The sequence below is a fragment of the Pseudoalteromonas rhizosphaerae genome (assembly GCF_902498845.1).
Lineage (GTDB): Bacteria > Pseudomonadota > Gammaproteobacteria > Enterobacterales > Alteromonadaceae > Pseudoalteromonas > Pseudoalteromonas rhizosphaerae.
The window spans coordinates 331,698-348,925 of record NZ_CABVLM010000002.1 but is presented as its reverse complement, the minus strand read 5'-3'; the positions used below and the strand labels follow the sequence as shown (position 1 = coordinate 348,925).

Genomic DNA, 17,228 nt, shown 5'->3' with positions numbered 1-17,228 from the left:
ATCATCGTTTTTCTTATTACGACTAAGAAAATGGCTTATAGCATTTATGCCTAGTTTGGATTTAGAACGTATATTTCAAGCACAAAAAAGCCCGCAGCGTTAACTGCGGGCTTTTTTATTGAATGAGTGAGTCAGCCGTATAAGCCGGGTTCTGTCCTTTCCGAAGAAAGTGATAATCATTCGTCTAGGCCATAAATCGCTCTATGGCTCAAGCAACCTACCCGGTTCTCACGTGGGCCACGCGTTCATTATTTAAAATGATAGAACCCTATTTGGTCTTGCTCCGGGTGGAGTTTACCTTGCAACCAACTATTGCTAGTGGCCCGGTGCGCTCTTACCGCACCCTTTCACCCTTACCAATCCGAAGATTGGCGGTCTCCTCTCTGCTGCACTTGTCGTAGGCTCACGCCCCCCAGCCGTTAGCTGGCACCCTGCCCTGTGGAGCCCGGACTTTCCTCCCCCTGCGCATTTTCGTTGCAGGCAGCGATCATCTTGGCTGACTCGGCGCGCAGTATACCTGAGCTGGATTGTATGTGCAGTAAAGATTTAACCTTTTTCGTCAATAATTGTTTTATAAAGGGCATTTTTCTTCATGCCAAAATAATCGGCCACTATACCGCAGGCTTTTTTCATTGGCATTTCATTCTCAAGTAACGCCAACATTTTACGTGCTTCTGGCGGAATATCATCAACCTGCTTTGGATTACCAGGCAACATTAGCACTATTTCGCCGCGCTGTTTGGTAGGATCGTCGGTTAAAAACTGTTTGAGCTCACTGACGGTACCATTAAAAAATGTTTCAAAGGTTTTGGTTAGCTCTTTGGCAAACACCACTTGTTGCTCACTACCAAGCGCTATCTCCAAATCATCTAAACTTGCCATGATGCGATGAGTACTTTCGTACATAATGCTGGTTATATTGGAATTAACCGCTTCAATAAAAAAGTCTTGGCGAGCTTTGCTTTTTGCTGGGGTAAAACCAATAAACTGAAAACGATCTGTTGGTAAACCTGAACAACATACCGCAGTAATTGCGGCGCAAGCCCCCGGTATAGGCGTGACATGTGCGCCTTGCTCTCGGCATAAATTAACAACCGCATAACCAGGGTCACTAATTAGCGGCGTGCCTGCATCCGAAACTAGTGCTATATTTAAACCTTGATTAAGTTGATCAATAATTTGTTGCGCTTTTTGCTTTTCATTATGGTCGTGCAAAGCAAAGGTTTTTGCCTTAATGCCAAAGTGACTTAGCAACTTACCGGTATGGCGCGTGTCTTCAGCAGCGATTAAGTCAACTTGCGATAAAGTCGCGATTGCACGCTGACTTAAGTCGTCATAATTGCCGATTGGGGTGGCTACAATGTAAAGAGTGCCGATTTTCTGTGAATTCTCCTCATTTAACATTGAGGTCTCCTGCGTCAGTCAGTAATATAAGCAAATCGCGTTAACGTATTGGGAAATCATTGTGCGACTTAAACTTGTTAGTCTATTAATCATATTGTCAGGGTTATCGGCCTGTAGTACAACCGAAAAACCGACTAAAACCAGTGAAAACCTCAGTTCAGCTAATAGCGCATCACAAATTCAAGCGACTGACGCACAATCTATGTACCAACTAGCCTTAAATCGCCAAGGCGCTGATAAAATCCAACTTCTTTATAGTGCGCGTGATGCTGCGATCGCAGAGCAACAATGGCCACTGTTAGAGCAAATTAGTACTGAATTAGAACGTACTCCAAGCGTCGACCAAGTGCAAAATAAACTGTACATCGCTTTTGCGCAAATGCAACAAAACAAGAGTACTCAGGCTCTTGAGATGCTAGCCAGTTTAGACAATCAATTGACTCAACCGGAGCATTTTGCTTGGCATCAATATTTAACCGCCAGTGTGTATGCATCACAAAATTTGCCTAAAGAGGCGATGACCTACTTCTTTCGTGCCTCTGAAACCGCCAGTAAAAATAACTTAACGATTCCACAGCTCAACAAAGACCTGTGGCAAAATTTACAACAATTATCATCGTATGCTTTAGAGCGCTTTAATCGCGGCTCAGTGATACAACAAGGCTGGGTAAACTTAGCGCTCTATCACCAAGTATATTTAGGTGCTCCAGTTGAGCTTGATCAAGCAATTAATAATTGGCAACGCCGTTACCCTGGTCATCCAGCAATCGCCGTGTTGCCAAAAAAAGACGCTGAGTTAATTGCTGCTGAACCACTGAATATTGAGCGCTTAGTTGTTTTATTACCCCAATCAGGTGCTAATGAACGCTTAGGTGATGCCTTAAAAGCTGGCGTGTTAGCGGCACTAGATAGTACATCTATTGCTGAAACCATTTTTATTGATGAAATGCTTAGTTCTGCTGAGCTGTCTGCAAAACTGCTCGAAATTAATCCTGACTTTATAATTGGGCCGTTACTCAAAACGAGTATCGATAAGCTAGTTGCAAGCAAAGCATTACAAGATTACCCAGTTTTGCACTTAAATACCTTTGATGGTGAGCGCCAGTCTCCTCAGCATTACTTCTTTGCGCTTAACCCGGAGCACGAAGTACAGCAAGCACTTGAGCACTTTTTAACGGCTGGTTATCAAAAACCTATGCTGCTGGCGCCAAATAATAGTTCAGGCCAGCGTTTAGTTGATTTTTTCAACCGACAATGGCAACGCTATAGTGAAACCACACCAGAAGTTGGGCTTTATAACGATAAAAAAGATATGCCAACAACCATTGTTAACCTGCTCGAAGTAGATAAATCAAAAGAACGCATTGCGACCGTTAAGTCATTATTTAGACAAGAAGTAGAGAGTGAAACTCGCTCTCGTCGCGATATTGATGTTATTTATATTCTCGGTGATGCGATTGAAACTCGCTTGATTAAACCTTATTTAGATGTAAATGTGAGTACTTTTGCTGATCGCATTCCACTGTATGCCAGTTCAAAAAGTCATAGCAAGCAAATCGATAGCACAGATAAAGGCGATCTCGATGGTTTGTATTTTACCGAGTTACCATGGATGCTTAGTGGGCAAATAAAAGATCATGCCTTACGCCAGCAATATAATTCGCTGTGGCCAGAACAGGCTGATATAAGTCAGCGTTTATTTGCCATGGCCTATGATTCAGTTGCTATGCTAAGTAATATCACACAATTGAGTATGCTCCCCGGTAAGCGATTTAATGGCTTAACTGGCCAATTGAGTATTACCAGTGATGGGCAAATTAATCGCCAACTTAATTGGGCGCAATACAAAAATAGACAAATCCAAGCGGTACAGCTAGCAACATCAGCGCCGTTACCATTATTTATGCAATCAGCTACCAGCCTGTCACACAGTGAGTAGTTAAAAGCAATATAAAACAAGGATGTTGTGATGTCGTGGTTTAAACAACTGTGGCAAAATAGCCGAGAAAAAGGCCAGTATTACGAGCTTCAAGCGCAAAAATACTTAGTAACGCAAGGGTTGATCCCGTTAGAGCGTAACTATAACTGCCCCTACGGGGAGCTAGATGTAATAATGCGCGATGGCAACACGCTAGTGTTTGTGGAAGTGAAATTTCGTAGTAGCTATGTTAAAGGTGGAGCAATCCACGCTTTAGGTAAACAAAAGCAAGAACGTTTAAAACGCTCTATTTACCATTATTTAGCAACGAAAAAGCTTAGTGATCAAGCAATAAGAATCGACTTTGTCGCAATAACTGGCGACACATCGCAACAACTTAATTGGATAAAAAACGTATTTTAATATGCAAGATACTATAAAAGAGATTTTTACAGAAAGCATTCAGGTGCAAATAGCCGCCGGTGAAGTACTTCCTAGCGCCTTAGAAGCCGCTGCATTTACCATAGCGCAGAGCCTAATCAATGGTAATAAGTTGATTTGTTGTGGTACTGCCAGCTGCCACATGCTGGCCCAACATATGGCTGGCGTATTGATCAACTACTACGAAACCGAACGTCCTTGTTTACCGGCAATTGCGCTATCACAAGAACATATCAATCTTGGTCCAAGTAACCAAAGTGACGACCAAGAAACCTTTGCCCGTCAAGTACGAGCGTTTGCTCAACAAGGTGACTTACTATTGGTTTTAGCAATCAATGGCAACGAAAAAAACATCATATCGGCAGTCGAAGCCGCACTCACCAAAGACATGAAAGTTATTGTTATGGTTGGTGATGACGGCGGTGAGCTAGTAGGTTTACTCGGTGCCAATGATGTCGAAATTCGTGTTCCGTCAAAACGTCCGAGCCGCATCATAGAATCTCACTTGGTTAATCTTCATTGTTTGAGTGAACTCGTCGACTTGACCCTATTCCCACAGGAAGAAAGCTAATGTTGAAACAATCTCTAATTGTTATTAGTACAGTACTATTATTACAAGGCTGCGCTGCTGCAGTTGTTGCAGGTACCGCTGGTGCCGTTACCGCAGCCAACGATCGTCGTACTCTTGGTTCGCAAATCGATGATAGTAATATCGAAATCAAAGCTGGGGTCGCAATAAACGATGTACCTCGCCTTGCTGATCATGCCAACATCAGCGTGATTAGCGTTAACGGCATTGTATTGTTAATAGGCCAGGTTGCAACTCAAGAAATGAAAGACGAGGCTCAGCGTACGATTGAGGGCTTACCTGCTATACGCAAAATACATAACCAAATTCGTATTGGTTCTAACATTAGCATGAGCACCCAGACCCATGATTCTTGGTTAACCTCTAAAGTAAAAACACAATTACTTACCACCGACAACATCAGTAGCAACAACATCAAGGTAGTAACTGAGAATGGCGAAGTATTTTTAATGGGCTTAGTATCAGATGCAGAAGCAAACACCGCTGTAAGCGTTGCTCGTAATGTATCGGGTGTAGAACGCGTTATTAAGGTATTTGAATATTTGTAAAGGTACCAGGTTCTAGGAATTAAAAGCCTTGCAGTTGATATCGCAAGGTTTTCTATACCTGTAGGCGGGAGCTTACCTCACGCACCTTCACTAAAAAACGCGGGGTAAACCCGCTGCTACAACAATCAACCTTAACCTTCTTCTCACAACTCGTCGCTCGTAAACTTTAACTAATACCAATCGACTTAAATATTTAACCATTCTAGCGAGCTAAATAAAGCGCTAACTGCGTTATAATTTTTTCAAGTAGAACAACTACATGTCAAAATTTACGCCTTGTTATCACTGTATTTATCTGTCGCTATAAATGGTCAGTAACTTAACACGATTGGTATAAATCTGCGTGGATAAAGCCCCGCCTACAATAAATCCAAACACCCATGCCAACCCCGAAGCCCCTAGTTTACCTAGCGCCTTTTACCTTTACCTTTACCTTTATCTTTTACCTTTTACCTTCAGTCTACTTTTATACAGGCATAAAAAAACCGCTTAATCAGCGGTTTTTATCAAACAATTACATATTACTTAATAACACGTAAGTGTGAGCCTTTTTTCTTTTCAGGCTTAGAAGGAGCTGGCTCGTCAGGTAATAATTCATCTGCGATATCAACACTTTCTAACTCAGCTGCAAACTCGTCTTCATCTTCTAAAAACTCATCTGCAGTAAACACAGTGCCTTCACCGTTTTCGCGGGCATAGATCGCAAGCACGGCACCAATTGGCACGTATACTTGCATTGGCTGACCACCAAAGCGGGCACTAAAGCTTAACTGCTGATTATCCATTGAGAATTGTGTGACAGCTGATGGGCTAATATTCAACACAATTTGTCCATCTTGAACAAACTGTGTTGGTATTTGCACGGCTGGAAAATCAGCATTAACCACTAAATGCGGTGTACACTGATTATCAACAATCCAATCAAAGAAAGCACGAAGTAAATAAGGACGATTAGGCGTCATTACAAACGGATCTCGCGCTCAGTTTCAGTAAGAGAAGCTTGGAATGATTCACGCTCAAATAAACGGATCATATATTCTTTCATCTCTTTAGAACCTGCACCAGTTAGCTCAATACCAAGCTCTGGTAAACGCCATAGTAATGGTGCTAAGTAACAATCAACTAAACTAAACTCTTCACTCATAAAGTAAGGAGCTTCAGTAAAGATTGCTGAAACAGCAAGTAAAGCTTCTGTTAGTTCTTTACGCGCTTGCGCTGATTCAGCGCCATTAGCATAAATTTTAGCAGCAAGGCTGTACCAATCTGTGTCGATGCGATGCATCATTAAACGGCTGCGGCCACGCATTACCGGATAAACAGGCATTAGTGGAGGGTGAGGAAAACGTTCATCAAGGTATTCCATGATGATGTTTGCCTGATATAAACCAAGCTCACGGTCAATCAGTGTTGGCACTGTACCGTAAGGGTTAATTTCATGAAGTGCTTCTGGCAGGTTGTCCTTTTCGGCCAGATGAATATCTACACTTACGCCTTTTTCAGCAAGTACAATGCGTACTTGATGGCTATACATACAGTTAGCACCAGAAAAAAGGGTCATTACAGGGCGCTTATTGGCAGCTACGGCCATGCCTACCTCCATTAAATAACAAAAACAGCAAAAGGGGCTTAAGCCCCTATTGCAAAATTACCTTTAAATATGTTCAAAATTAATGAACATCTCTCCAGTATTCTTTCTTCAACATGAATGCCAAGATAAATAGGATAACTAAGAATCCGATAACCTTGATACCTAACGCTTCTGATTCAAGACGTGAAGGTTCACCCACGTACTCAAGGAAGTTAGTTAAGTCACGAGCCGCTTGATCGTACTCGTCTACACTCATTTCGCCAGTCCCATCTGTTTCAGTACCAATAACTTTAATCACAGTGTGACCATGTTCTTCGACTTCTTCAGTAATAGGCGTTGGTAAACCTTGCAGTTCTTGCAAAACGTGAGGCATACCTACCGATGGGAAAACAATATTGTTAACTCCAAACGGACGAGATTCATCTTTATAAAATGACTTTAAGTACGTGTAAATATAATCCGGAGATTTTACACGTGCAATTAGAGTTAGATCCGGCGGAGCCGCACCAAACCATTTTGCTGCATCATCTTTAGTAATTGCGTTAGTGATATGGCTACCAACTTTTGAACCGTCAAAAATTAACTGCTCAAGGCCAACGGCGGTTGGAATACCGATATCACGGAAAGTACGCTCATAACGCTGATACTGCATTTGGTGACAACCAAGACAGTAGTTCATGAACAACTTTGCACCACGTTGCAACGAAGGCTGATCAGTTAGGTCATTACCGGCTTCCATTAATGGAACCGATGGACCTGCCGCCATTGCCGGCAATACGTTTATTGATAAAGCAAATAAACCGATAATTAGCTTTTTCATCATTTCGTTAACCTCTCTGGCAATGGCTTAGTTTTTTCATTCTTACTGTATACAAACAACAGTACGAAGAACATAAAGTAAGTCACAGTACAGATTTGTGAAATGATCGTCTTCATATCAGTTTGTGGAGTTGCACCCACCCAACCAAGAAGCACGAAAGTAACAACAAAACCTGCGATGTTCCATTTATGGAAGCCACAACGGTAACGAACCGATTTCACTGTGCCACGGTCAAGCCAAGGTAATAACGCCAGCACTACAATCGATGCACCCATCGCAGCAACACCAATTAGTTTATCTGGGATTGCACGTAAGATTGCATAGAATGGCGTAAAGTACCAAACTGGGAAAATATGTTCAGGTGTTTTAAGTGGGTTTGCCGCTTCAAAGTTTGGTCCTTCAAGGAAGAAACCATTCATCGCAGGCATAAAGAACACCACCCAACAAAACAAGATTAAGAAACCAACCACACCCACAATATCTTTTACTGTGTAATAAGGATGGAACGGAATCGCATCAACAATATCTTTCTTGTCAGTGTAATACTCATGGAATTTAAATTTAGGCTTATCTTCTTCAGCAACAGAGCCTTTCTTACGCTTGATCTCAACACCGTCAGGGTTATTTGAACCCACTTCGTGCAGTGCCACAATGTGTAAGAATACTAAAATTACGATAACCAATGGTAAAGCAATAACATGTAATGCAAAGAAGCGGTTAAGCGTTGCACCTGATATTACATAATCACCACGGATCCAAAGTGTTAAGTCATCACCAATAACCGGAATAGCCCCGAATAGTGAAATGATTACCTGTGCACCCCAGAATGACATTTGACCCCATGGTAATAAGTAACCCATGAATGCTTCAGCCATTAACGCTAAGAAGATAAACATACCGAATAACCACAGTAATTCACGTGGTTTTTGGTAAGAACCGTAGATCATGCCACGGAACATATGCATATATACAACGATGAAAAACGCTGATGCACCTGTTGAGTGCAAATAACGTAGTAACCAGCCGTATTCTACATCACGCATGATGTATTCTACTGAAGCGAATGCGCCCTCAGAAGACGGAACAAAGTTCATCGTTAACCAAATCCCGGTAAGAATTTGGTTTACTAGTACTAACATGGCCAATGAGCCAAAGAAATACCAGAAGTTAAAGTTTTTCGGTGCTGGATACTGTGCAATATGCATGTTCCAAACACGTGTCATTGGGATACGGTCGTCTATCCAACCAATAATTTTACCGAACATTAGGCTACCCCTTTTTCTTCGCCCACTAAAATAGTGGTTTCATCAAGAAATGTGTAAGGTGGTATTTCTAAGTTTAACGGGGCAGGTACCGATTTAAACACACGGCCAGCCATATCAAATTTAGAACCGTGACATGGACAGTAGAAACCATCATCTGTTCCCTCAACCTTTTCACCAAAATTACCTTGGAAAAAGCCAGGTGAACACCCTAAATGCGTACAAATACCTACAGCGAGAAATATCTCAGGGCGTAATGAACGGTAATCATTTGTTGATGATTCTAATTGTTGTGGCTCTTGCGATTGCGGATCACGAAGTTGACCTTCATGTTCTTTCATCTGCTCAAGCATTTTAGGGGTTCGTGATACAACCCATACAGGTTTACCACGCCACTCGACACGTATTAATTGTCCCGGCTCAAGTTTGCTGATATCTACTTCTACAGGCGCACCCGCAGATTTAGCTCGCTCACTTGGATTCCAAGACGCAATAAAAGGAACAGCAGCCCCAGCCGCACCAACACCACCTACAACAGAGGTAGCTATGGTTAAAAAGCGACGTCGGCCATTGTCTACAGGCGCATTGCTCATCCACTTATCTCCACTATGATTCTCAACACTTGCTATATTGAGAACATCAGTTACAGCAGGTTAATTTTTCGAAATTTTAAAATAGAAGCGATCATAATTAAAACCCTTGATTAAAACAAGGTTATTAACAGCCTCATGCTCGAATAATCCCGACTTTATCAACTAATTGACTAAGTTAGCTCGAGCATAGAGCCGTTTTATGATATGACTTTTACAAAAACAATATACTGACCAAGATCAACCTCACTAAAAGGAAGCAGATAAACTGCACATGGTGCTGTTGAACTCACTCACATTACTTGCCAGACAATTGTAGCAAAAAAATTCATCAATTAACTGACGGATTTACACTTATTACGATAATTATTGAACTTTTTTTAAAGTTATACGCAACAAAGGCAGTAGCAGGTTAATTATTAGCCGCATATTTGATACGAGTTTGCTGGTTACTTATTAAAAGTGCGAGTTTGTTTATCTCTGCTAAAAAGTGCGAGTTTGCTTATCTCTGCTAAAAGGTGCGAGTTTGCTTATCTCTGCTAAAAAGTGCGAGTTTGCTTATGTCTGATAAAAAGTGCGAGTTTGCTTATGTCGATAAAAAGTGCAAGTTTGCTTATGTCTGATAAAAAGTGCAAGTTTGCTTATGTCTGATAAAAAGTGCAAGTTTGCTTATGTCTGATAAAAAGTGCGAGTTTGCGAGTTTGCGAGTTTGCGAGTTTGCGAGTTTGCGAGTTTGCGAGTTTGTGAGTTTGCGAGTTTGCGAGTTTGCGAGTTTGCGAGTTTTATCAGAATGAATTTTAAACGCGGTAGTCAAGTACTTAGTCTATTTACTCTCGCTAACTTTACCCTCGCTAACTTTACTCTCGCTAACTTTACTTTCGCTAACTTTACTCTCGCTAACTTTACTTTCGCTAACTTTACTTTCGCTAACTTTACTCTCACTAACTTTACCCTCACTAACTTTACCCTCACTAACTTTACCCTCGCTAACTTTACTCTCACTAACTTTACTCTCGCTAACTCTTTACTCTCGCTAACTTTACCCTCGCTAACTTTACTCTCACTAACTTTACTCTCACTAACTTTACTCTCGCTAACTTTACTCTCGCTAACTTTACTCTCGCTAACTTTTATAACCCCAAAAACAAAAAACCCAGCATAAGCTGGGTTTTTGAAATTCTTGATAACGTAAATATTAACGTTTTGAGAACTGTGGACGCTTACGCGCTTTCTTAAGACCCACTTTCTTACGCTCAACTTTACGTGCATCACGAGTAACGAAACCTGCTTTACGAAGTTGTGGACGTAGTGACTCGTCAAACTCCATAAGTGCACGAGTGATACCGTGACGGATAGCACCAGCTTGACCAGTAGTACCACCACCAGCAACGGTGATGTAAAGATCAAACTTTTCAGTCATATCAACAAGCCCTAAAGCTTGACGAACAACCATGCGTGCTGTTTCGCGACCAAAATACTCTTCTAAAGAGCGATTGTTGATTACGATGTTACCAGTGCCTGGGCGTAAGAATACGCGAGCACTTGAACTTTTACGACGACCTGTACCGTAGTATTGATTTGCCATGTTAGTGCTCCTTAAATGTCTAGAACCTGAGGCTGTTGTGCAGCATGGTTGTGCTCAGTACCTGCGTAAACTTTAAGTTTACGGTACATTGCGCGGCCTAAAGGACCACGTGGCAACATGCCCTTAACAGCCTTCTCGATGATCATTTCAGGCTTTGCAGCTTGAAGTTTATCAAAAGTAGTAGACTTAAGACCACCTGGGAAACCAGAGTGAGCATAGTACACTTTATCTTTGAACTTGTTACCAGTTACAGTAACTTTCTCCGCGTTGATAACGATGATGTAATCACCAGTATCTACGTGTGGAGTGTACTCAGCTTTGTGCTTACCGCGTAGGCGATGAGCGATTTCAGTAGCGATGCGACCTAAAGTTTTACCTTCAGCGTCAACTACGTACCAGTCACGTTTTACTGTTTCTGGTTTAGCAACAAACGTTTTCATTTATAAAAATCCAATGTTTTTCAATTAAAACCACAGGTAATTATTATTAATTACCGCTCTAAATGTTTGCTCCAACCCCTTCGAGTTTAAGACTTTTGCGCCATTCAAAAGAGGCTAATCTAATGAAGGCAATAGAACGCAACGTGGCAGACGCGGGAGTATACCAGCACTTTTACCACATTGCTACTCGACGGTTGTTTTTTCCACAAGAAAATTGTTCGATAAGCGATAAAATTAAAAACTGTACTTGTGTTAAGTTAAGTACAGTTTTGATTTGTGTCTAACTTACGACTTATAACTTACAGCTACATTAAACCAAATGCTCTCTTGCTAAGTATTCTAACGACTGCATTTCTTGCAATCGACTAATACAACGTCTGAACTCAAAGTTAAGATTGCCTTGCGTGTAGAGTTCCGTAATCGGTTTTTCAGCAGAAATAATAAGTGTGACGTGGCGTTCGTAAAACTCATCGACTAACGCAATAAAGCGTCTGGCGGCATCATCGTTATTTTGGCCAAGCTGTTTTACGTTCGATAAAATAACAGTGTTATATAAACGGCTTATTTCCATATAATCGACTTGGCTACGTGCGGTTTCACACAACTGAGAGAAATCAAACATCACAATACAATCAGCGACCTTACGGGTTTTGATCATTCGCCCTTCAATTTCGATGGGGTGATCGAGTTTCCCCGGCTCTGGAGATAACTTATCAAAATACTCAAACAGATTTTTATCGGCTTGTTCATCTAATGGGCTATGAAATATCTCTGCTTGCTCTAAAGTACGCAATCGGTAATCAATACCAGAATCCACATTCACAATCTCAGTGTTTGCATTAACAAGTGCAATTGCAGGTAAAAAGCGAGCACGCTGCAAACCATTTCGATATAACTCATCAGGTATAATGTTAGACGTTGCCACTAACACAATGCCGCGCGCAAATAAGGCTTCCATTAAACCACCAAGCAGCATGGCATCAGTAATGTCTTGCACAAAAAATTCATCAAAGCAGATAATGTCGGTTTCAGCTTTAAAAATATCAGCCACAACTTCTAAGGGATTAGCCGTTTTGTCTAATTTTTTTAGCTCTTCGTGAACACGGTGCATAAAACGATGAAAATGCACGCGCATCTTGCGTGTTCCCGGCAGCGCCTCATAGAAGGTATCTACCAAATAGGTTTTACCACGCCCTACTCCCCCCCAAAAATACAAACCTTTTATAGGCGCCGTGCTATTTTTATTAAATAGTTTAGAGAACCAGCCTTTAGCTGCGGGCTTTTGTGCTGTTAAGTCATCGAAAAGCCTTTGTAGATGACGTACTGCATTTTCTTGTGCAGCATCGTAAACAAAGTCTTCACGCTGTAAATCTTGTTGGTACTTTTGCCAAGGAGTCATAGATAGTTACAATAAAACACGGTTTAATTTACGCAATATGTTAACACGCATCGTAACTCGGGGTATATTAGCAGCAACAGGATTTATTCTTGAGTACGCAATCTAGGCGTTATTTTATTTTTATGTATTAATTCCCAAAGGGGTAGAATTATGGGTACAGTTACTTGGATCGGCATTATTGTTATTGTGGCAGTAGCTGCATTTTTCCTTGGCGCCTTCGTCACTAAAAAGCAATTTAAGCAAGATGAATTAGAGCAACAAGCAGAACAAGCTAAAAATGCATTAGAGCAATACCGTCAAGATGTTGCAGATCATTTAGCAAGCACTGGTAGACTCGTCAACAAAATGAAAGACAACTACGACCAATTGTTAAATCATGTTGATGAAACTAACAAGCTGCTATTAGCTGATAAAAAACAGCATCCTAACGAACCATTCTTTTCTAAAGAAACGACTGAGCAGCTACAGCGCTCACTAAAGGAACGCCAAAGTGACCGTTCATCGGCACATGCTCAACCTGCTGATTATGTATCAGGTGAATCAGGCTTATTCGCCGGCGAACCAAAAGTAGCCGAGCCTGACAAAGTTTAATTAAGGTTTCAGAAATTTCTAAAGCTTCTTGATGAACTTTTTTTTGACCCCATAGTCTGTTTATAAAGCAGCTTATGTTTTACATGCATTTCAAAACATTCCAAAAGAGCGAACCTACTTTAAAATGTTTTGAACTAAATTGATAAAAGGCTGCTTATGCAGCCTTTTTTGTTTGTGCTTTTTCCTGTGATGTGGAGTAAACCCTGACTATGAAAATGAAATTATCGTTAATCAGTGCAGCAATGTTATCTGCCAGTTTATTATTAACCCCTGCAGTATCAATGGCTAAGATGCCTATCGCAGTCAATGGTCAACAATTACCGACGTTAGCGCCGATGCTAGAACAAATAACACCAGGCGTTGTTAGTATCCAAGTCTCCGGTTCAAAGGAAGTCCGTCGTCGCGCTGATCCGCTTGATTTCTTTTTTGGCAATCCGCAACCGCGTAGCCAAAAGCGTGAATTTAGTGGTTTAGGCTCAGGCGTTATTATTGACGCCAAAGAAGGCTATGTCGTTACCAATAACCACGTAGTTCAAGATGCTGAAAAAATGTTGGTTACTCTTGAAGATGGTCGTGAATACGAAGCAACTAAAATCGGTAGTGATAAAGAATCAGACATCGCGTTATTAAAAATTGATGCCGAGGATTTAGTTGCCGTTAAACTGGCAAACTCAGATCAACTACGAGTGGGTGATTTTGCAGTAGCAATTGGTAACCCATTTGGTTTAAGTCATACCGTTACCTCAGGGATTGTTAGTGCAATGGGGCGCAGTGGTTTAAATATTGAAGGTTATGAAGATTTTATTCAAACCGATGCTGCTATTAACCAAGGTAACTCAGGTGGTGCGCTAGTTAACTTAAACGGTGAGCTAATTGGTATTAACACGGCCATTTTAGGTGCATCGGGTGGCAATGTTGGTATCGGCTTTGCAATCCCATCCAATATGATGAAAAATCTTGTTGACCAAATTATTGAACATGGTGAAGTACGCCGTGGCTCACTAGGTATTTCTGGGCGTCCACTGGATGCAGGCCTTGCTAAAGCACAACAGCTTGATGTAAAACAAGGCGCTTATGTTATGCAAGTAATGGATGATTCTGCCGCCAGTGAAGCCGGTATTAAAGCTGGTGACGTAATTATTAGTATTGATGGTAGTGAGATCAGCGGCTTCCATGAACTGCGCAGTAAAATTGCCACCCTCGGTGAAGGCAGAAAGGTAAAATTAGGCATTTATCGTGATGGCAAAGTGCAAACCGTTAAAGTGACCCTTGATGGGGCATCAGCACTAACCGCAGCCGGTGATGAACTACATCCAGCCTTCCAGGGTGCAACACTTGAAAACACCCAAAAGAATGGAAATAAAGGGGTTGAGGTGACAACTGTTGATCCGCGTTCACCAGCAGCTAGAGTCGGCCTTGAAGAAGGCGACGTGGTAATGCAAGTAAACCGTCAGCGTGTTGAAACAATTAGTGACATGAATAAGATCATCGAAAACACTAAAGGTAACATCGTGCTTGGAGTACAACGCGGTCGTGAATCGGTATTTGTTTTAATTCAATAAAATAAATATTAGGTAAATCGCATAAATAATAGCAGTGGTACTTGCCGCTGCTATTTTTTTTGTGCCATCATTAGAAGCTCGCTCATTAAGAATAAGAACATTGTGCTGAAATTTTTTAAGTTTGTCCTTCCCCCGCTATTTGCCGGACTCGGTATCGCATTTTTGGTAGTATTTTTTAGCCCAAATATGCGTGCAACGCTGTTACCCAATGTCCCCTTACCAAGTGCTATGAGTATTGACCATTTGAGCTTTGCCGATGCAGTACAGCGCGCAGCGCCATCTGTTGTGACAATCATTTCTGAGAGCATTTCAAAGGAACCTCGTTATAAACGGCAAAACACCGTGCAAGAACTTGGCTCCGGTGTGATCATGTCAAGTGATGGCTATATTCTTACCAACTATCATGTGATCAATAATGCTGATCAAATTATGGTGCTGCTTACTGATGGCCGCCGTTATTTTGATGTTCAGCTCATCGGCTTTGATACCATCACCGACTTAGCACTGTTGAAAATTAACGTTGAGCACTTGCCAGTTATCCCAATTAGTGAGCGTTTTACGCCTCGCGTGGGTGATGTGGTGCTGGCGATTGGTAATCCGCTGAATCTAGGGCAAACAATCACCCAAGGGATCATCAGTGCCACGGGTAAACAAAAAATTACCGATAGTCCTTATAATAGTCTGCTACAAATGGATGCGGCAATTAATGTCGGCAACTCAGGTGGCGCACTGGTTAACTCTAATGGCGACTTGGTTGGGATCACCTCAGCACAATTTAAAACCCGAGAGAATCTGGATATCCAAGGCATATTCTTCGCCGTACCGTACTCGTTAGCGAAAGAAGTAATGGATAAACTGATCCGTCATGGTCGTGTTGTGCGTGGTTACTTGGGCTTCACAGGTACTGCCGTTGATAGTACCGGTAAAGAAGTGAGCGATAAGTTCACCCCTATTGCTGGCTTGCGTATAACCAACCTAGATCCATTAGGTCCAGCATGGCAAGCTGGTATTAAAGAACAAGATATTGTGATTAAAATTGGCGGTGAAGATGTCACTAACCCACAAAAAACCTTAACCAGAATTGGTAATTCAGAGCCGGGCCATGAAATAGAATTTGAACTTTATCGAAATGGAAAAGTACTAAAAGTGATGGTGAAGGTTGCAGAGTTAGAGACTAAACTATAAAACCTAGGGCCTAGAAGCTAGGACCTAGGTTCTAGGCTATTAACTACTTCGGCGTTTGATGTTTGCACCTAACGCGCTGAGTTTATCTTCAATCCGTTGATAACCTCGATCAACGTGGTAAATACGGTCAACAACCGTTTCACCTTGTGCCACAATCCCCGTTAAAATTAGGCTCGCTGATGCACGTAGATCGGTTGCCATTACTTGTGCGCCACTCAAACTCTTAGTGTCACCACAAATTGCCGTATTCCCCTCCAAACGAATGTTAGCACCCATACGTTGTAGTTCTGGCACATGCATAAAACGGTTTTCAAAAATCGTTTCGGTAATGGTCGCGCTGCCATTAGCGACTACATTTAACGCAGTAAACTGCGCTTGCATATCGGTAGGGAAACCTGGGTGTGGCATGGTTTTAATATTAACGGCTTTGAGCTCACGGCCACGCATATCAAGATAAATACTATCTTTATGTACTTCAATCAACGCATTAGTTGCACGCAATTTTTCAATCACAGGCTCTAAACTATGAAAATCGGTAAGCTTACATAGCACTTCGCCACCCGCCATTGCTGCGGCCACTAAAAATGTGCCAGTTTCAATCCGATCTGGCAAGATGCGATGCTCACAACCATGCAGCTTTTCAACACCTTCAATTTCAATACGGCTAGTGCCTGCACCGCTAATTTTTGCGCCCATTGCTGTTAAGCAAGCAGCTAAATCTATAATCTCTGGTTCACGCGCCGCGTTTTCTAATACGGTTTTGCCGTCAGCTAAGGTTGCGGCCATTAATAAATTTTCGGTCGCGCCAACGCTGACCATTTCCATGTAGATTTCAGCACCTTTTAAACGCCCATCTACCTTTGCATTGATATAACCATTTTCAACGCTAATAACAGCGCCCATGCGCTCCAAACCTTGAATATGAATATCAACCGGGCGAGCACCAATTGCACAACCACCAGGAAGCGATACTTGTGCTTGACCAAAACGAGCAACCAATGGACCTAATGCTAATACTGACGCACGCATTTGTTTGACTAACTCGTAAGGGGCCAATGTTTTATCAACTTTGCCACCATCAATAACGAGCTGTTCGCCGTGCCAGTGTATTTCTGCGCCGAGGGTTTTTAATAATGCTTCAGTAGTGCCGATATCACGCAGGCGAGGAACATTATTAAAGGTACTTTTACCGTCAGCTAATAATGCTGCAAACAAAATAGGTAAAGCGGCATTTTTAGCGCCAGAGATAGTGACTTCACCGGCAAGTCCGGTTCCACCCTGAATTACAAATTGATCCATGAGGAAA

The 17,228-nt window shown here is 41.8% G+C and carries 18 protein-coding genes and 1 other RNA gene; 8 read left to right on the top strand and 11 right to left on the bottom strand.

The genetic code is table 11. The features are described 5' to 3' along the window. Window positions 1-124: 124 nt before the first annotated feature. Window positions 125-503, bottom strand: an RNA gene (gene rnpB, locus PSR9079_RS04625) — RNase P RNA component class A. A gap of 43 nt (window positions 504-546) precedes the next feature. Next, complete coding sequence (gene rsmI / locus PSR9079_RS04620) at window positions 547-1,404, bottom strand: 16S rRNA (cytidine(1402)-2'-O)-methyltransferase (protein WP_149980608.1); 858 nt, start codon at window positions 1,402-1,404, stop codon at window positions 547-549. Between the two features lie 61 nt (window positions 1,405-1,465). On the opposite strand from rsmI, the gene PSR9079_RS04615 reads away from it, so the two are divergent. From PSR9079_RS04615 to dolP, 4 genes are read left to right on the top strand one after another with little or no spacing between them, the layout of a single operon-like run. Next, window positions 1,466-3,343 carry a penicillin-binding protein activator gene (locus PSR9079_RS04615; RefSeq protein ID WP_149980607.1) on the top strand — a complete coding sequence of 626 codons (1,878 nt, stop codon included), beginning with the start codon at window positions 1,466-1,468 and terminating at the stop codon, window positions 3,341-3,343. Window positions 3,344-3,373: 30 nt separating this feature from the next. Next, window positions 3,374-3,745, top strand: coding sequence for a YraN family protein (locus PSR9079_RS04610; protein ID WP_149980606.1), 372 nt, complete (start codon window positions 3,374-3,376; stop codon window positions 3,743-3,745). Between the two features lies 1 nt (window position 3,746). Continuing rightward, the gene (locus tag PSR9079_RS04605) at window positions 3,747-4,334 is read left to right on the top strand and encodes an SIS domain-containing protein (protein WP_149980605.1); all 588 of its coding nucleotides are present in this window, start codon (window positions 3,747-3,749) and stop codon (window positions 4,332-4,334) included. Continuing rightward, window positions 4,334-4,900: a division/outer membrane stress-associated lipid-binding lipoprotein gene (gene dolP / locus PSR9079_RS04600; protein ID WP_145236822.1), complete on the top strand. Its 567-nt coding sequence runs from the start codon at window positions 4,334-4,336 to the stop codon at window positions 4,898-4,900. The genes PSR9079_RS04605 and dolP overlap by 1 nt, the downstream gene beginning before the upstream one ends. 521 nt (window positions 4,901-5,421) lie before the next feature. On the opposite strand, the gene PSR9079_RS04595 is transcribed toward dolP, so the two are convergent. The 5 genes from PSR9079_RS04595 to petA all read right to left on the bottom strand — a co-directional run bounded on the left by PSR9079_RS04595 (window position 5,422) and on the right by petA (window position 9,163). Next, entirely contained in the window at window positions 5,422-5,862 is a 441-nt protein-coding gene (locus PSR9079_RS04595; RefSeq protein WP_145236812.1) for a ClpXP protease specificity-enhancing factor, read from the bottom strand. Further along, entirely contained in the window at window positions 5,862-6,488 is a 627-nt protein-coding gene (gene sspA / locus PSR9079_RS04590) for a stringent starvation protein SspA (RefSeq protein WP_064667929.1), read from the bottom strand. The genes PSR9079_RS04595 and sspA overlap by 1 nt, the downstream gene beginning before the upstream one ends. 79 nt (window positions 6,489-6,567) lie before the next feature. After that, window positions 6,568-7,311 (bottom strand): cytochrome c1, encoded by a 744-nt coding sequence (locus PSR9079_RS04585; protein WP_149980604.1) that lies wholly within the window; start codon window positions 7,309-7,311, stop codon window positions 6,568-6,570. After that, window positions 7,308-8,573, bottom strand: a complete 1,266-nt coding sequence (locus PSR9079_RS04580) for a cytochrome b (protein WP_149980603.1) — start codon at window positions 8,571-8,573, stop codon at window positions 7,308-7,310. Before PSR9079_RS04580 ends, PSR9079_RS04585 begins: the two co-directional genes overlap by 4 nt. Next, a complete protein-coding gene (gene petA, locus PSR9079_RS04575) occupies window positions 8,573-9,163 on the bottom strand; it encodes a ubiquinol-cytochrome c reductase iron-sulfur subunit (protein WP_145236799.1) in 591 nt (196 codons plus the stop codon). Before petA ends, PSR9079_RS04580 begins: the two co-directional genes overlap by 1 nt. Before the next feature lie 787 nt (window positions 9,164-9,950). On the opposite strand from petA, the gene PSR9079_RS24235 reads away from it, so the two are divergent. Beyond that, entirely contained in the window at window positions 9,951-10,322 is a 372-nt protein-coding gene (locus PSR9079_RS24235) for a pentapeptide repeat-containing protein (protein WP_149980602.1), read from the top strand. 33 nt (window positions 10,323-10,355) lie between these two features. On the opposite strand, the gene rpsI is transcribed toward PSR9079_RS24235, so the two are convergent. The 3 genes from rpsI to zapE form a co-directional block, all read right to left on the bottom strand. Continuing rightward, window positions 10,356-10,745, bottom strand: coding sequence for a 30S ribosomal protein S9 (gene rpsI / locus PSR9079_RS04565; protein WP_016710054.1), 390 nt, complete (start codon window positions 10,743-10,745; stop codon window positions 10,356-10,358). Between the two features lie 11 nt (window positions 10,746-10,756). Continuing rightward, window positions 10,757-11,185 carry a 50S ribosomal protein L13 gene (gene rplM, locus PSR9079_RS04560; RefSeq protein WP_002957960.1) on the bottom strand — a complete coding sequence of 143 codons (429 nt, stop codon included), beginning with the start codon at window positions 11,183-11,185 and terminating at the stop codon, window positions 10,757-10,759. Between the two features lie 310 nt (window positions 11,186-11,495). Further along, entirely contained in the window at window positions 11,496-12,584 is a 1,089-nt protein-coding gene (gene zapE, locus PSR9079_RS04555) for a cell division protein ZapE (protein WP_149980601.1), read from the bottom strand. A gap of 150 nt (window positions 12,585-12,734) precedes the next feature. Here zapE and PSR9079_RS04550 point away from each other — a divergent pair, with 150 nt between their 5' ends. The 3 genes from PSR9079_RS04550 (at window position 12,735) to PSR9079_RS04540 (ending at window position 15,922) form a co-directional block, all read left to right on the top strand. Beyond that, a complete protein-coding gene (locus PSR9079_RS04550; RefSeq protein WP_145236792.1) occupies window positions 12,735-13,175 on the top strand; it encodes a Z-ring associated ZapG family protein in 441 nt (146 codons plus the stop codon). 209 nt (window positions 13,176-13,384) lie between these two features. After that, a complete protein-coding gene (locus PSR9079_RS04545) occupies window positions 13,385-14,737 on the top strand; it encodes a Do family serine endopeptidase (protein ID WP_149980600.1) in 1,353 nt (450 codons plus the stop codon). A 102-nt stretch (window positions 14,738-14,839) separates the two neighbouring features. Next, complete coding sequence (locus PSR9079_RS04540; RefSeq protein ID WP_149980599.1) at window positions 14,840-15,922, top strand: trypsin-like peptidase domain-containing protein; 1,083 nt, start codon at window positions 14,840-14,842, stop codon at window positions 15,920-15,922. 39 nt (window positions 15,923-15,961) lie between these two features. Here the strand turns inward: PSR9079_RS04540 and murA are convergent, their stop codons facing one another. Further along, a complete protein-coding gene (gene murA, locus PSR9079_RS04535) occupies window positions 15,962-17,221 on the bottom strand; it encodes a UDP-N-acetylglucosamine 1-carboxyvinyltransferase (protein WP_145236783.1) in 1,260 nt (419 codons plus the stop codon). Window positions 17,222-17,228 lie beyond the last annotated feature (7 nt).

What these genes read in the sequence shown, in the direction of transcription:
- PSR9079_RS04610 (WP_149980606.1), top strand. Translation starts at nt 3,374, where the DNA reads ATGTCGTGGTTTAAACAACTGTGGCAAAATAGCCGAGAAAAAGGCCAG.
- PSR9079_RS04580 (WP_149980603.1), bottom strand. Translation starts at nt 8,573, where the DNA reads ATGTTCGGTAAAATTATTGGTTGGATAGACGACCGTATCCCAATGACA.
- PSR9079_RS04545 (WP_149980600.1), top strand. Translation starts at nt 13,385, where the DNA reads ATGAAAATGAAATTATCGTTAATCAGTGCAGCAATGTTATCTGCCAGT.
- rplM (WP_002957960.1), bottom strand. Translation starts at nt 11,185, where the DNA reads ATGAAAACGTTTGTTGCTAAACCAGAAACAGTAAAACGTGACTGGTAC.
- petA (WP_145236799.1), bottom strand. Translation starts at nt 9,163, where the DNA reads ATGAGCAATGCGCCTGTAGACAATGGCCGACGTCGCTTTTTAACCATA.
- PSR9079_RS04550 (WP_145236792.1), top strand. Translation starts at nt 12,735, where the DNA reads ATGGGTACAGTTACTTGGATCGGCATTATTGTTATTGTGGCAGTAGCT.
- murA (WP_145236783.1), bottom strand. Translation starts at nt 17,221, where the DNA reads ATGGATCAATTTGTAATTCAGGGTGGAACCGGACTTGCCGGTGAAGTC.
- sspA (WP_064667929.1), bottom strand. Translation starts at nt 6,488, where the DNA reads ATGGCCGTAGCTGCCAATAAGCGCCCTGTAATGACCCTTTTTTCTGGT.
- rpsI (WP_016710054.1), bottom strand. Translation starts at nt 10,745, where the DNA reads ATGGCAAATCAATACTACGGTACAGGTCGTCGTAAAAGTTCAAGTGCT.
- dolP (WP_145236822.1), top strand. Translation starts at nt 4,334, where the DNA reads ATGTTGAAACAATCTCTAATTGTTATTAGTACAGTACTATTATTACAA.
- rsmI (WP_149980608.1), bottom strand. Translation starts at nt 1,404, where the DNA reads ATGTTAAATGAGGAGAATTCACAGAAAATCGGCACTCTTTACATTGTA.
- PSR9079_RS04605 (WP_149980605.1), top strand. Translation starts at nt 3,747, where the DNA reads ATGCAAGATACTATAAAAGAGATTTTTACAGAAAGCATTCAGGTGCAA.
- PSR9079_RS24235 (WP_149980602.1), top strand. Translation starts at nt 9,951, where the DNA reads ATGAATTTTAAACGCGGTAGTCAAGTACTTAGTCTATTTACTCTCGCT.
- PSR9079_RS04585 (WP_149980604.1), bottom strand. Translation starts at nt 7,311, where the DNA reads ATGATGAAAAAGCTAATTATCGGTTTATTTGCTTTATCAATAAACGTA.
- zapE (WP_149980601.1), bottom strand. Translation starts at nt 12,584, where the DNA reads ATGACTCCTTGGCAAAAGTACCAACAAGATTTACAGCGTGAAGACTTT.
- PSR9079_RS04595 (WP_145236812.1), bottom strand. Translation starts at nt 5,862, where the DNA reads ATGACGCCTAATCGTCCTTATTTACTTCGTGCTTTCTTTGATTGGATT.